At 63.1% G+C, this 14,319-nt stretch carries 12 protein-coding genes; all 12 read left to right on the forward strand.

The window, feature by feature from the left end; translation table 11 throughout:
* Nucleotides 1-15 precede the first annotated feature (15 nt).
* The gene (locus tag WFP78_RS09475; RefSeq protein ID WP_336961025.1) at nucleotides 16-492 is read left to right on the forward strand and encodes a hypothetical protein; all 477 of its coding nucleotides are present in this window, start codon (nucleotides 16-18) and stop codon (nucleotides 490-492) included.
* 240 nt (nucleotides 493-732) lie between these two features.
* Entirely contained in the window at nucleotides 733-5,886 is a 5,154-nt protein-coding gene (locus tag WFP78_RS09480; RefSeq protein ID WP_043152506.1) for a lactate dehydrogenase, read from the forward strand.
* A 59-nt stretch (nucleotides 5,887-5,945) separates the two neighbouring features.
* Nucleotides 5,946-6,641 carry a DUF5983 family protein gene (locus WFP78_RS09485; protein WP_043152508.1) on the forward strand — a complete coding sequence of 232 codons (696 nt, stop codon included), beginning with the start codon at nucleotides 5,946-5,948 and terminating at the stop codon, nucleotides 6,639-6,641.
* A 75-nt stretch (nucleotides 6,642-6,716) separates the two neighbouring features.
* Entirely contained in the window at nucleotides 6,717-7,364 is a 648-nt protein-coding gene (locus WFP78_RS09490; RefSeq protein ID WP_043152509.1) for a hypothetical protein, read from the forward strand.
* A gap of 12 nt (nucleotides 7,365-7,376) precedes the next feature.
* Nucleotides 7,377-7,838 (forward strand): hypothetical protein, encoded by a 462-nt coding sequence (locus WFP78_RS09495; RefSeq protein WP_048577612.1) that lies wholly within the window; start codon nucleotides 7,377-7,379, stop codon nucleotides 7,836-7,838.
* Nucleotides 7,839-7,877: 39 nt separating this feature from the next.
* Complete coding sequence (locus WFP78_RS09500) at nucleotides 7,878-8,357, forward strand: hypothetical protein (RefSeq protein ID WP_048577613.1); 480 nt, start codon at nucleotides 7,878-7,880, stop codon at nucleotides 8,355-8,357.
* A gap of 368 nt (nucleotides 8,358-8,725) precedes the next feature.
* Complete coding sequence (locus WFP78_RS09505; RefSeq protein WP_336961032.1) at nucleotides 8,726-10,006, forward strand: DUF3560 domain-containing protein; 1,281 nt, start codon at nucleotides 8,726-8,728, stop codon at nucleotides 10,004-10,006.
* A gap of 32 nt (nucleotides 10,007-10,038) precedes the next feature.
* Nucleotides 10,039-10,719, forward strand: coding sequence for a methyltransferase type 11 (locus tag WFP78_RS09510; protein ID WP_336961035.1), 681 nt, complete (start codon nucleotides 10,039-10,041; stop codon nucleotides 10,717-10,719).
* A gap of 28 nt (nucleotides 10,720-10,747) precedes the next feature.
* Nucleotides 10,748-12,850 carry an ATP-binding protein gene (locus WFP78_RS09515; RefSeq protein WP_336961038.1) on the forward strand — a complete coding sequence of 701 codons (2,103 nt, stop codon included), beginning with the start codon at nucleotides 10,748-10,750 and terminating at the stop codon, nucleotides 12,848-12,850.
* A gap of 184 nt (nucleotides 12,851-13,034) precedes the next feature.
* On the forward strand, nucleotides 13,035-13,571 hold the full coding sequence (locus WFP78_RS09520; protein WP_336961041.1) for a hypothetical protein: 537 nt from the start codon (nucleotides 13,035-13,037) through the stop codon (nucleotides 13,569-13,571).
* A 2-nt stretch (nucleotides 13,572-13,573) separates the two neighbouring features.
* Complete coding sequence (locus tag WFP78_RS09525) at nucleotides 13,574-13,867, forward strand: hypothetical protein (RefSeq protein ID WP_336961044.1); 294 nt, start codon at nucleotides 13,574-13,576, stop codon at nucleotides 13,865-13,867.
* Entirely contained in the window at nucleotides 13,864-14,229 is a 366-nt protein-coding gene (locus WFP78_RS09530; RefSeq protein WP_336961047.1) for a hypothetical protein, read from the forward strand. Before WFP78_RS09525 ends, WFP78_RS09530 begins: the two co-directional genes overlap by 4 nt.
* The last annotated feature ends 90 nt before the right edge of the window (nucleotides 14,230-14,319 follow it).

The following is a 14,319-nucleotide window of genomic DNA, read 5'->3' on the forward strand; positions in this document are numbered from 1 at the left end:
GTCTGGAGCTTCCCCATGAAAATCGAGCTAAAGCACATCCAATATAGCGCCGCGCTGTCGCAAGAAACGGCTGCTTACACCGCTGAGATCTGGATCGACGGCGAGCTGGCCTTTCACGCCCGAAACCAGGGAACCGGCGGCGCTGATTTCTATCATCAGGTCGGCCGATGGACCGAAGGCGAAGTCGACGCCTGGCTCAAGGCCAACCGGTCACCGCGCTCTTTCGGCGACATGACCTTCGATCATGATCTCGAGGCCGAGATAAGCGACCTTCTTTCGCGCGCCGTCGAAGGCCGTCGGCTGAAGCGCTTGCTGCGCACCAATCTTCTCACGATCGAGAATGATCAGATCCTGCAATATCCGCTGCGGAAGCGGCCGCTTGCGACCATCGAGCGCGCAGTGCGCGCCACCAATCCCGACGCTGTCGTCGTCAACGACGCCGGCGATGAGGTGTTCGGGCGAGCCTTGGACCTTCTGCTCTCAAGCCACTGACACTCCAAATCGGAGATGGCCATGATCCTGGTTCTTGCGACCGTGGCCTCTGGAACGACGGCGCGCCCTCGATAGCGATCGTCCGACGCACGTCTGGCGAGGCCAGTTCTTTGCCGGCCGCTGGAATCCGGGCGCGCGCAAATCCGCCTCTTTGCCCTTCCGACCACATCGCTGCCCGGTGTCCGGCACGAACCCGAGACGCCGTGCGGCACCCTTGAAATCACCGAAAGGAAGCACCCCATGCGAAACAGTGCATCCGCGCTGGCTCTCCAGCTGAGCCTCGACTTCGACCAGATCGTTGCGTCCGCCAGCGAGGCCATTGCCCGCGACATTCGGGAAACGGCGCTCCTTCCATCGGCCGCGATCTCCCTCACCGCTGCCGCATCGCCAGTTTCGTCCTTCGACTTCTCGCTCGCTGCGGGGCGGGACTTGGCGCCATCCTGGAAGGGCCGCGCACGGGACAACGTCGAGGCGATCAAGCTTTTGAACCTCCTGGATCAAGAGCAAAGACCGGCAACACCGGCCGAACAGGAGCGCATCGCCAGGTTCATCGGGTTCGGCGCTTCCGAGCTTGCGAACAGCATCTTCGCGGATCGCTCGGAGACATTCCGGGAGGGCTGGGAAGACCTCGGAAAGAGCCTGATCACCGAAACCACCGACCGCGAGCTCCAGTCGCTCAAGCGCGCTACGCAATATGCCCACTACACGCCCGAGTACATCATCCGGGCCATGTGGGACGCCGCCCGGGTCCTTGGCTTCAGCGGCGGGCATATCCTTGAGCCGGGATGCGGAAGCGGCCTGTTCATGGGGCTTCGGCCGCCCGATCTCTCCGACGGCACGGTGTTCGTCGGCATCGAGAACGACCCCGTCACCGCCCGCGTCGCCAGCGCGCTCTATCCCAACCAGGTCATCCGCTGCATCGACTTCGACAAGGCATCGCTGCCCGGCGATTTCGACCTGGCGATCGGCAATCCGCCTTTCTCGAACCTCTCTATCCACAATAAGACGCAACTCGGCCGCCTGGGTCTGTCGCTCCACGACTTCTTCATCGCGAAATCGCTCGAACACGTCCGGCAAGGCGGCATCGCGATGTTCGTGACGTCGCGATATTCCCTCGACAAAAGCGACCCGAAAGCGCGGCTCCATATAGATTCCATCGCCGATTTCCTCGGCGCGGTGCGCCTGCCGAGCAAGGCCATGAGGGAGGAGGCCGGCACCGACGTCGTCGTCGATATCCTGCTCTTCCAGAAGCGCGCGCCCGATACTCCGTTCGCCATGCGAAACTGGATCGAACTGGCCGAGGTTCCCGACAGCGACGAAGGGTTCGGGTCGCTCCGGATCAACAGCTATTTCCTCGACAATCCCGACCATGTTCTCGGCGTCCACCAATGGCAAAGCGGCCAGTACGGCATGGAATATTCCTGCGCGGCCGAGCCCGGGGTCGACCTGAGGGACGCGCTCTCGTCCACCTTGTCGGCGATCGCATCAAGACAGGCAGGCATCTATCGCCCCGTCGAGCGCACCACGTCACTGCGCGACAAGTTCGATGTCACCTTCGACCTCGACGTCGGCACCGCCGCCGACGAAGCGGAGTTCAAGGAAGGCAGCTATCTCGTTTCGGACGGCATTCTGCGACAGATCGTCAACGGACTTCCGACCGCGGTCGAGGTGAAAAACGGGCGCGGCGGTTCGGGCATGTTCGCCAAGCATGCCAACATCGTCAGGGGGCTGATCCCCATCCGGGATACGGTCCGCGCGATCCTGCGCGCCCAGCTCAATGACCGGCCCTACGCCGACTGCCAAGAAAAGCTGCTCAGCCACTACAGGCACTTCATCAAGAAGCATGGGCCGATCAACCGGACCATCACCAGCATCCGCATCGATCCGGAAACCGGCGCCGAGAAGGAATATCAGCGCCGCCCTAATCTTCAGCCCTTCCTCGATGACCCCGACGTATGGCTGGTAGCCTCGATCGAGAATTATGACGAGGCGGATGACGCCGGCACGCCGGGTCCCATCTTCACCGAACGCGTCGTCAAGCCGCCGGTTGTCCAAGAGATCCAATCGGCCCAGGATGCCCTGGCGCTGTCGCTCCATGATCGCGGCCGCATCGACATTCCGCTGATCGCCGGGTTGCTCGGGATCACCGAAGTCGAAGCGCTCGCCGACCTTGCCGGTGATGTCTATCTCGACCCCGTCCGCAGCACGCCCCATTTCGACAATTGGGTTCCGGCCGACGAAGCCCTTTCGGGGCCTGTCCGCACCAAGCTGGCCCTGGCGCGGGAGAAGGCCGAAACTGATCCGCGGTTCAATGCGACCGTAACTGCTCTCGAAGCCGTCCAGCCCGTCGATCTCAAACCGAGCGAGATCACGGCGCGTCTCGGGGCGCCCTGGATTCCGGTGGACGTCATCGAAGCGTTCGTCGCCGAAGCCATGGAGGTCCAGACCCGGATCCGTCATACCGTGGCGCTCGCGAGCTGGACGGTGGACAAGGCCCCGTTCCTCGGACACGTCAGTTCAACCTCGACCTGGGGCACTGCGCGCCGCAGCGCGGCCGACCTGCTCGAAGACGCGCTCAATTCCCACATACCCAAGATCTACGACATCCACCGGGAGGCGGACGGTTCGGAGCGCCGGGAACTCAACACGACCGACACCGAAGCCGCAAAAGAGAAGCTGGCGGCGATCAAGTCGACCTTCGAGACCTGGGTCTGGCAGGAAAGCGATCGCGCCGACCGGCTCGTGCGGATCTACAACGATGCCTACAACAACCTCGTGCCCCGCGCATTCAACGGCAAGCATCTGCATCTGCCGGGCGCATCGACGGCGATCAGGATGCGCGATCACCAGAAGCGCGTCATCTGGCGTATCCTAGCCGCCGGCTCGACCTACGTCGCCCATTCGGTCGGCGCAGGAAAAACCTTCAGCCTGTGCGCCGCCGTGATGGAGCAGCGCCGGCTAGGTCTCGTGAACAAACCGATGATCGCGGTGCCCAATCACTGCCTGGCCCAGATCGCGCGCGAGTTCCTGATGCTCTATCCCACGGCACGGATCCTCGTTGCCGACGATACGAACTTCGTGCGCGAGAAGCGTCAGCGATTCCTGGCGCGCGCGGCAACCGGCAGCTGGGACGCCATCATCATCACGCATGATGCCTTCAAGTTCATCCCGACGCCCGCCGCATTCGAGAAGCAGCTGATCGAAGACCAACTCGCCAGTTACGAGGTGCTGATCACGGGCATCGACAACGAGGATCGTGTCTCCCGCAAGCGCGTGGAGCGCCTGAAGGAAGGGCTGAAGAACCGACTCGAAAATCTGCAGGCCCGCAAGGACGACCTCGTGCATATCGGCGAGATCGGTATCGACCAGATCCTCGTCGATGAAGCCCAGCAATTCCGCAAGCTGACCTTCGCGACAAATCTGGGCGACCTCAAAGGGGTCGATCCGGCGGGTTCGCAGCGCGCCTGGGACCTTTATGTGAAGAGCCGTTATCTGGCCGGGATCAATCCCGGACGCGAGTTGATCCTCTCGTCTGGAACGCCGATCACCAACACCCTCGGCGAGATGTATACGCTGCAGCGCTTCATGCAGCCCGACGAGCTCACCGCGAAGGGCTTGCACGAGTTCGACGCCTGGGCGGCGAACTTCGGCGACACGCGCACCGAACTCGAGCTGCAGCCGAGCGGTAGCTACAAGCCGGTCACCCGCTTCTGCGAGTTCGTGAACGTCGCCGACCTGATGGCGATGTACCGCAGCGTGGCCGACGTCGTGCTGAAGGACGATCTGCGCCAATATGTCCGGCTGCCCACCATCAAGGGCGGGAAGCGGAAGATCATCGTCGCCAAGTCGGGCGCGCCCTTCAAAGCCTATCAGAGGGTGCTGGCCGGACGCATCAAGGCCATCGAGAACCGCAGCGGACGGCCACAGAAGGGCGACGACATCCTCTTGTCGGTGATCACCGACGGCAGGCACTCCGCGATCGATCTCCGCTTCGTCGACCCCATGATGGGGAACGAGGAGGGCAACAAGCTCAATCTCCTGATCGAGAACGCATACCGTATCTGGCACGAGACGCGCGACTATCGCTACACGGACCCCGAAACCGGCAAACCTTACCCGCTGCCCGGCGCCGTACAGATGATCTTCTCCGACCTCGGCACCGAGGCCGCGCTCGAGACGCGGGGCTTTTCCGCTTATGTCTGGATCCGCGATCGACTTGTCGCGATGGGCGTGCCTGCGGACCAGATCGCGTTCATCCAGCACTACAAGAAGAACAGTGCGAAGCAGCGCCTGTTCAACGACCTCAACCAGGGACGAAAGGGTTTCGTCGTCGGCTCGACCAGCATGATGGGCACCGGGGTAAACGCGCAACAACGCCTGATCGCGATGCATCATCTGGATGTCCCCTGGCTCCCCTCCGATATCGAGCAGCGCGAAGGCCGGATCGAGCGCCAGGGGAACCAGAACGACGAAATCGAGCTCTACGGCTACGCCACGAGCGGCTCGATGGATGCCACCAACTGGCAAATGCTCGAGCGCAAGGCGCGCTTCATCAACATGGCCATGTCGGGCGACCGCTCCATCCGGCGGATCGAGGACGTCGGTTCCAACGTCAATCAGTTCGCCCTGGCAAAGGCGCTCGCATCCGGCGACGACCGCCTGATGAAGAAAGCGGGTCTCGACGCCGAGGTGGCAAGACTCCTGCGCCTGCGCGATGCGCATATCGACGACCAGTTCAATATCCGCAGGACGATCAGGCGAACGACAGATGATATCGAGAACTGCCGCCGGCAGATCGCCTGGCTGGAATCCGACATTGATCAACGTATTCCCACCGATGACGACGAAATCATCTTCGCTTCCGATGGCACGATCATCGCCGACCGCAAGGCCGCCGGGGAAAAGATCCTCCGACAGGCTCACGAGATGCGAGCGAGCGGCATTCCCACGCGCCAGATGCTCGGAAACTTCAACGGCATCGACCTGGAGATTTCGGGCTATGAGGCCAGAGATGACGACGGGCATCGGTGTATCTGCACCACGATCGCCATTCAGCACCACGGCGAACATCGCGGATTCGAAGTCACCGACAAAACGCGGTCGAGCACCGTGGTTGGCCGCATCGAGTCTTCCATTCGCAATCTCGACGCCGACCTCGCCAACCTGAGGGCAAACCTCGAAGCCGATGAACGGCGCCTCCCGGCGTTCGAGGCGCGCCTGGGTCAGGAATTCTCTGACACTGAATTGCTCGAAGACAAACTTCGGGAACTCGCTGACCTCGAAGCCGAGCTGGCAAACACCAAGGGCGAGTTCGAACCAGGCAACGATAACGCGCCCTTGGCCGAGGGCACCCAAGGCGACCTGCTGCCCGACCCGGCTGTCTCTGCCGCCTGAGGGCACCGATGGAGCGTGACCTAAGTCCTCGCCAGAATCCATATGTGAAAGGATATCCTATGGCTGATCACACGCGATCCGCGCATCTCGCGCTGCTGGCGCGCGCCAAGACCGCCCTGGCACCCCATGCCGGGGCATCCGGTGACATTGCCGACACCATTGCCGATCTCGACGCCGCCATGGGACGGATCAACCAGATGCCAATTCCCTGGGGCCTTCCTGTCCATCTCGCCATAATCAGCCATGGTCACGGGACCAATGTCGCCGCCGCCGTCAGCCACAAGGGGCTGGTGGAACAGGTGGCGGTCTTCTGTCGATCGCGATGGGGTGAGATCAACGACAGCCGTGATCCCGACCGCGTCGATGATCCCGCTGTGGTGCGCGACTATTTCAATCTTCACCCCGAAGACCAGCTCCTCAGCCGCATGGAGTGGATCGAACCGGAAGTCGGTTATGATCGCGAGCGCCTTGAGATCGGAAACTATCTCGCCATGTCATCGTGCCATGTTTCATGGCCGACGACCGCGATGATCGACGAGTGGATGACACGCGAACCGTCCGACCGTCCCATGAGCATCGCCGATACGCATTATGGCTGGCTTATATGCACCATTGCGTCCTCGTTCGGCGACCCATTCGCGATTCCGGCCGACCTAACCGATACGCTGACATTCGCGCAAAAAAAGGGTTGCGACTACCTGATCCTGGATCGCGATGCCGCCGCGACCGACCGGCTGCCACATTTCGAGTGGTGACCACCTGACGGGAGGGAAGGGGGGAGGGGATTTGGGCGGGCGTGAAGATGCGTCCGGACCCCAGGAGAAATCCCCATGTCCTATGACCTGGCCTTTCGGCACCAGCAGGCGCTCGACCCTTCGGCGCTTCCTACCCTGGCAACCGCCCTCTACGCGCTCAATGCCGCGATCGAGGACTGCCGCAACGCCGGGCGACCGCAAGACAGCGATCCGGCCGTCATCCTGCTCGCACGCCACCTCGGCACCATCGCCTCGGAGATCGAGGACTCCGATGTCGAACTTCGACGTGCCTGCATCGACGCCATCGCCGATATTCGGCGCAGGCCCGCACTGATCGCGCTGGCCCACAAGGGCGTCGCCTATGACGAACCCGCGAAGAAGCTGTTCCACAGCGACGGTCGCAAGGCATTGCGCGCGCTGGCCGACGCGCTCGGCCTCGCTGAAGACAGTTACGATATTCGTTCGAACCGTGGGGGCATCGCCGTAAGCGGTGAAGTGATCCTCCACGGCGTGAGCATCTACGTGCAGCTCAGCCTCGGCGCGATGGGTTTCAGCCGCGAAGTGATGTTCCGCAAGGTTGCCGGCCGCAAGGACTATGTTGGCGATCGCAACAACTGGGCATCGGTCGACGAGCTGGTCCAGCCGGTGCGATTTGCGGCGCGCATCCGCCGCGAACTGCATCTTCCCCGCTCCGACGCTGCGGCAACGCTGCTGGTCGCCTGAAGGAGATCCACCATGGACATCATCGTCGCCCGTTCCCGCATTGCGGGGACGCTGCCTCACTATGTCTATCGCGCGCTGGTGCCCGCCGACACGGTATCCGCCGAACGCCGGGCGCTTGCCGGTACCGTTGCCGGCCCGAAAAGCGTCGGGCGCGTCCCATGCGTTCGCATTGCCCCGCTGCTGGCGCCCGTGCGCTATTTTGCGATGGAACATGCCGAGCGAGGCGGGCTTGCTCCCCGCATCGGTCTCCTCGCGCGCCGGATCGAGACACTGACCATCCGAGCCAATTTCCCCGAGATGACCGCAGACTCGCTGCCCATCGTGTTCCAGCTCGATGATGACCCCGGTGATGCGTTCACCTGGATCAATATTGACGATCTTACGGACGCTTTCGACCGTCTCGAGCCGGATCTCGACGTCCTCACCGCCTTCGATCTCGGACTTCGCGACGCCGATGGCCGCCGTGCCGCCTGACGCCCGTCCTCCGTCACCCCGAACCGGAGTATCCATGCCATGACCGTTATCGGACATAATCTGATCCGCAGGGTCGAGAACTTCGACGGCTTTGAAGTCCTCGCCCATCCACTTCCCAGCCGCGACGATCGCGTCTTCCATCGCGGCGAATCCGAAACATCGCGGGTCTCGGTCACCTACGCATCCCACGACGTGCGGATTGCACGACCGACGGGCATCGGCGGCAATGGCCGACTCGCAATCCTGATGCACCATGGCGGCGGCCGTCATGTTCTCGAATTCTACGAAAGCGCGTTGCCGATCGCCGAGGCTCTTCTCGCCCTTCCGGATCGGGAGCAATATGCCCTTGCCTATACGCTCTTCGAGCAGGCCGACGAATGCGCCGCCGGCGCCCGCGCCGCCGAAGCAAGGCGATGGGCCGATGCGTTCGTGGATGGCCGCATTCGCAAACGCCGGAGCGGCGGGAAACGCTATGTCCATATCGAAACTCCTGGCGAAAAGACGCTTCGGCTTTCCTAGCCCTACCTGAAGTTCGGGCTCCCGCCCGACCAGTTCGCCGGCTCGCCGCCAGGCGATCGTGCAGACCCTCAAGCCATCAGCCGCGCCGAATCCCGCATCGGCGTGATGCACCGATTTGCCCCCGGCACATGACAGCCGCGGCCCCTTGAAAGGACGATCAATGACCAGCTTCACCGCAACATATAGCCCCGAGGACGACAAGATCCGCCTCTACGCGTCGTCGCGTCTCGACGCCGAGACCTATGCACGGGTCAAGGAGGCGGAATTCATCTGGGCCCCGAAGCAGGAGCTTTTCGTTGCTCCCAAATGGACGCCGCAAGCGCGAGGACCTTGCCGTCGAACTGGCGGGCGAGATCGAAGCCGAAGAGATGACGCTCGCCGAACGCGCCGCGATCAAGGCCGAACGTCTCGACGGCCTCGCGCACAAACGCCACGCCGAAGCCAATGCCTTCGCCCGCCGTGCCGACGAGCTCTCGCAGGCCTTCCATATGGGCCAGCCCATCCTTGTCGGTCATCATAGCGAGCGCGGCGCGCGCAAGACGCAAGAGCGCATGCATTCGGCCATGAGCGCCTCGAGCGACGCCGAGAAGGCCGCGACTTACTGGCTCTACCGCGCCACCGGTGTCGAGCGCTTCGCCAATATGAAGAGCGATCCGCGCACCCGTGCCAACCGGATCAAGGCGCTGCTGGCCGAGCTTCGGGACCTGCAACGGGGTATCAATACGGCGCATGCGGCGCTGGCGATCTGGGATCTCTTCACGACCGACGAACAAATTCGCCACGCGCTCGGCAACATGGATACGCGCAAGACATGGTCGAATTACGACCTCTACTACAAGGTCGATAAAGGCGAGATCACGCCGGCGGACGCCCGCCAATCGTGCATCGAGGGGGCAACCCTCGCGGTCAATGGCCCGGTCCGTCGCCGATGGATCGAGCATGTTCTGAACCGGCTGGCGTTCGAGCGTTCCATGCTCGGCGACGTCCCGCACTATGACGGCGAGCTGACCCCGGTCATCATCCAGGCGTTCGCACGCGAGCAGGGCGCCGAAGTCCCGAAATGCACCGTGCCCCATGCAGGGGTTTTCCGGCTGGAAAGCCCGGTTCCGCTTCCCGCCCACATCGCCCCGGAAGCCTCGCTCGCCTTGAGCGAGGATGGCTGGCGCGATCTCATGCAGGCCAGCGGCTACACCGTGCCCGCCAGGACGGCGCGCCGTGTCTCGGCCAAACCCAACGCCGTGCCGCTGATCAATCCGTCACAGGAACAGGCCGAGCAGCTGCAGACGATATGGAACCTGCATATGGTCGCGGCCTGCAAGGGCAAGCACAGCGCGGCCAAGCCCAACTCGATCTATTCGACGACCCAGACCACCTATTCGGCCAATTCGAAGGGGGATTACGCCCCTTTCAAGACGATCGAGATCGCCGCCGACGGCCGCCGCGTGCGGATGGAATGGCAAAGACAGGAACGCGTGCGCTCCGGCGAACCGGTCGCCCGCATCCGTATTTCGACGATCGGTGCCGAGTTCTACAAGACCGACGCGCTTCTTGTCATCACCGACAAGCCGACCAAGCCGCTGCCGATCGACCTTGACACCCTCGAAGCAGCCGCGCGCCAGGCGGCCGGCGAGGAGGAGGCGGCGGCATGAAACCGGGCGTTTACACGCGGCCCGCCAGGCCGATGCGGATCACGGTGAAGTCGCGGCCCGGCTTCGCAAATGTTGAGATCGCGCGAGCGCCCGAGATCATCGCCGTCGATAGTGCTACCGAATGCCATGTGACGCCGCCGGATGTCGCGGCGCGGATGGTGCGCTATCTTGGTGAAGTCGGTGATTATCTGACCCTCGAGCCGAGCGCCGGGACCGGTAATCTCTCGCGCGCCCTGATCGAAAGCGGGCACAGCCGCTACGAACTTGTCCAGGTCGAACGCCATATCAAGCTTGCTGCCCAGCTCCACCGTTTCGGGACCGTGATCAACCGCTGTTTCCTCGAATATGCCGTCGAGGTGCGCGGGAAAGTCCAGTTTCCCCGTGTCATCATGAACCCCCCGTTCCGCGACGTGCGCAAGCATATCGCGGCGGCTCGCGACCTGATGGGTCCCCATGGACATGGCGAGGCGCCGACGCTGGTCGCACTCGTGCCGATCACCTTTCAGACCGACGACATGGAGACGCTCGAGCATCTGCCCGATGACACGTTCGCCACCGCGAAGGTGCGGACCAAGATCATCCGCATTCGCTCCGACCCGCATCCGACGGAATCCGGGCGAAAGCGGTGGTTTTTTGAACTGTCGCCGCTCGCAAGGAGCGAGTCCTCGACCGTGGATCTCGACGATCCAGGCTCCGACCAGATCGCCGCCTGATCATTTCCCCAAGCGAAAGGCCTTGCTCATGCAGGACTCCAATTGCGCCTTCGCGCTCGAAACCGCGGCCTGCCTCTGGGAAGCGGTGCTGTCCCTGCGAGACCATCCTGTCACCAATCCGGCCGACATCGAACGCGCGCTGCTCATCCGTGAATCCTGCAACGCTATCGGCACCGCCGCGCTGCGCATGACCGTGATCGGCTGGACAGATGCCGTTGACGCCGCTTGGGCGAAGGTCGCCAACGACTATGTGATGAGCTTCGACTGGGATTTCGTTCCCGACTGGATCATCCGCCATGTCGACTGGTCTGACCCCTGCCACCCCCTGTTTCGACAGGAGCCTGGCCATTCCCGCGAGCAAGCGGACGAGACCGGAGGGGAGAAAGCCGGGGATGGTTGCGACGAGGATGTCGCTGCAAATCCGGAGGCCTTCATGACCTTTCCTACCACGATCAAGACCACAGTCGGTCAGTCCCTGATCACCAAAATTGGACGTTTCTTCAATGGAAGCGTGTCCGACTGTCTGGCCGAGATAATCCAGAACAGCAGGCGCGCCGGCGCGACCCGTATCGATATTGCCAGGATCGAGAAGAACGACCGTCCGGTGCTCCGCATACGCGACGACGGGCGCGGCATTGCCGAACCGGCCAAGTTCCTCACGCTCGGCGATTCCGGGTGGAACGAGGACATCGCCCGCTCGGAGGATCCGGCCGGCATGGGCGTGTTCAGTCTGGCGGGCCGCCACGTCACCGTGCGTTCCCACGCGGCCGAACTGGGTGCGGCCTGGCAGGTGACCATCACGCCCGACGCATGGGAAAGCGGCAAGCTCCTCGATCTTATCCCCTCCTCCCTCGGCCAGGGCACCGAAATCGAGATCGACTTGCCGGAAAGCTGGGCAAGCGCGCTCGAACAGGCGATGAAGGACGTCGCGCGCTTCTGCCCAGTGCCAATCTGGTTCGGCGACCACAGGCAGTCCCAGGAGAGCTTCCTGCGGGAAGCGAAACGCGTCGAGGAATGGAAGGGCTGCCGCATCGGCATCTTCGTCGACGAATATCATCTGAACCGCGAAAAGGTCCGGATCAACTTCCACGGTCTGACCGTGCCTTGCCGCCTGCCGCATATCCATGACGCCGACGGCGGTCGCGGCTGGTATGCCAAGGTTGACATCGTCGATGCTCCCCAGCTCCAGCTCGTGCTCCCCGCGCGCAAGGAAATGGTGCAGAACGCCGCCCTCGATGCGCTGCGTGACGCCTGCGAGGCGGCGATCTTCCGCACGATTGCCCGCGAAGGCCACCACCGGCTCTCCCACGCCGATTGGCTGCGGGCGATGGCGCTGGGCGTGACCTTGCCCGAAGCTGCGCCCTGGCTCAACGCATGGACGCCGCGCACCGCGGAGACGGACAGTGTTCTACTCGGCGACAGGGTGGCCGGCGAGCCGATGATCCTGATGCCAACGGACCAGCCCCATATCGAACAATGCGTTGGCCGAGCCATCGCTTCGGGCCGGCCGCTCGGCGCGACGCCGGTCCACCCGGTCGGCGATTTTACGGGTTACGGCTGGTATGATGCCTTGCCGCGCGCGCTCGGCTATTCCTTCCGGATCGAACGAGGCGAGGGCGATGTCTTCGACTATGCCGCCGACACACAGCTACCACCGAACCTCGTCTCCGGACGCGTCGATGGAATCGCGCTCGAACTTGCCGTCCAGGAAACGACTGTTTCCGATGCCCCCGCCGAAGTCATCGCGCTGCCCGCCGACCTTCTGATCGTTCCCGGCGATTGCTGGACCGATCTCGAAGAGGTCGGCATCCTGCTCAGCACCGACTGCGCGATCACGCCCGGCGAACTTGCTTCCCTGCTGGAACGCGCCTGTTTCTATCCAGATGAAGACAGTGATGCCGACAGCTATCATACCCAGCAGGCGGCGTTCGATATGCAGGCACGCTTTACCGCCAATCTGCTACTGCTCGGCGAGGACGCCGCGATCATCGAGCGGGTTCGCGAGGCAATGCGCGAGCATGTTTCCTGGCTGATTCCGAAGGACCGCGCGATCGCTGTGCGCGCGGTGAATTACCAGGTGGACGCTGCCTTCGCGGACAAGGACATGGCGCCGGCGATCACCACCGCCTGAACCGCTTGCTCCACGCCAATCTGCTCACGATCGAGCAGGGCAAAATCGACTAATATCCGCTGCGAAAGCGACCGCTCGCGAACCGTCAGCGCTGCTCAGGCGGCGGTGCCCATGACTCCTGCCATCGCCGGTCTCGCGAGCGGCCCATTCGCACTTCACGACATCGCCATCAGGGAGACACAAGATGGCCAACACTTATCTGGAAACGGCGTTCAATGTGCCGGTCACGCCCGAAGAGGCCGCGTTGCTCGAAGAATGCTTCGCCACCACCGCGGAGATATCTGCCGGGTTCGCCAGCATTCCGCAGGAGGAGCTTGAGGCCGCGAAAACCTGCTATGCATCTCGCAGCGGCCTGTTCAGGGCGACCTTCCCACCGCAGGCCGACGAAGACGATCCTTTCGCGACATTCCTTGGTCTCTGGTCCGATCCCGATTTTCCCTGTTTCGACGCAGACCTCACTGTAAGCGCCGACCCCGGCGGCGAAGGACAGGTCGCTTACATTCATGGTCACGAGGTCGATATTTCGGCACTCGCATCCCTGATCCAGAAAGTCTGCAAGTCGGCGCTGCCTTTCGGCTTCGAATGGGCGCTGGTGACCGACCAGGACAGACCGGGTGGATTCGGTGGCGGCTATTTCGTCGTCACCGAGACCGAAATCCTCGGCGGCTCGACGCATTGGCTGATGCACGAGACCCTGCAAACCTTGCGGGCGGGAGCGTGACCATGGCGGACACGATCAGCGCCAGCGTGACGCTCTATGTCGAGGTTCTCGATCCGCAGGCCATGTGGGATCACGCCCACAGGGCATATGCCTTGGCGCATCTCGACCACAAGATCCATGACGATGCACAGCCGACGCGCCTTGCCGACGAGCTTCTTGCCGAGTTCGTATCCCTCTGCGGCACTCGCAAAGAGCCCGACATCGGCGATTGTCTCCGCATGATCTTCGACCCCGGCGAAAGCCCGCCGGGAATCCTGATCGAGGACAGCTCGGCCGAGGTGGAGGGCCGCTCATGAAATCCGTCCTCAAACGGCCCTGCAACGAATGCCCGTGGCGCCGCAACCATCCGGCCGGATGGCTTGGCGGCTATCGCCCCGAAGACTTCACGGAGCAGATCCAGTTCGATGGTCCGCCGCTGCCTTGCCACAAGACCATTCCCGGAGACGGGAGCGATGCGCGTGCCATGTGCGCGGGCGCCCTTATCTTCATGCGGAACTGTGCCAAGGGAACGCACCACCCCGACTATGGAGATGCGCTCGAGACGATCGAGCCGGATGCGGAAACCGTGTTCCAATGGTCGCAGGAGTTCCTGGACCATCACAACAACCCGCAGAAGTGGATCGAGCGCATCTGCGGCCAACTGAAGAACCGGCGGTGACGCCGTTTCGGCCACTGATCCACCGCGACCGATCGAAGACCGCCGTGGAGGGAAGGGGGCGGGGCGTGGTCGCGACGAAGAGTTCGCTGC

This window comes from Sphingobium aquiterrae (genome assembly GCF_037154135.1).
GTDB classification, from domain to species: Bacteria; Pseudomonadota; Alphaproteobacteria; order Sphingomonadales; family Sphingomonadaceae; genus Sphingobium; species Sphingobium aquiterrae.

Coding starts and splice junctions, on each gene's coding strand:
- WFP78_RS09525 (WP_336961044.1), top strand. CDS start 13,574: ATGGCGGACACGATCAGCGCCAGCGTGACGCTCTATGTCGAGGTTCTC.
- WFP78_RS09530 (WP_336961047.1), top strand. CDS start 13,864: ATGAAATCCGTCCTCAAACGGCCCTGCAACGAATGCCCGTGGCGCCGC.
- WFP78_RS09515 (WP_336961038.1), top strand. CDS start 10,748: ATGCAGGACTCCAATTGCGCCTTCGCGCTCGAAACCGCGGCCTGCCTC.
- WFP78_RS09505 (WP_336961032.1), top strand. CDS start 8,726: ATGACGCTCGCCGAACGCGCCGCGATCAAGGCCGAACGTCTCGACGGC.
- WFP78_RS09485 (WP_043152508.1), top strand. CDS start 5,946: ATGGCTGATCACACGCGATCCGCGCATCTCGCGCTGCTGGCGCGCGCC.
- WFP78_RS09500 (WP_048577613.1), top strand. CDS start 7,878: ATGACCGTTATCGGACATAATCTGATCCGCAGGGTCGAGAACTTCGAC.
- WFP78_RS09490 (WP_043152509.1), top strand. CDS start 6,717: ATGTCCTATGACCTGGCCTTTCGGCACCAGCAGGCGCTCGACCCTTCG.
- WFP78_RS09520 (WP_336961041.1), top strand. CDS start 13,035: ATGGCCAACACTTATCTGGAAACGGCGTTCAATGTGCCGGTCACGCCC.
- WFP78_RS09495 (WP_048577612.1), top strand. CDS start 7,377: ATGGACATCATCGTCGCCCGTTCCCGCATTGCGGGGACGCTGCCTCAC.
- WFP78_RS09475 (WP_336961025.1), top strand. CDS start 16: ATGAAAATCGAGCTAAAGCACATCCAATATAGCGCCGCGCTGTCGCAA.
- WFP78_RS09510 (WP_336961035.1), top strand. CDS start 10,039: ATGCGGATCACGGTGAAGTCGCGGCCCGGCTTCGCAAATGTTGAGATC.
- WFP78_RS09480 (WP_043152506.1), top strand. CDS start 733: ATGCGAAACAGTGCATCCGCGCTGGCTCTCCAGCTGAGCCTCGACTTC.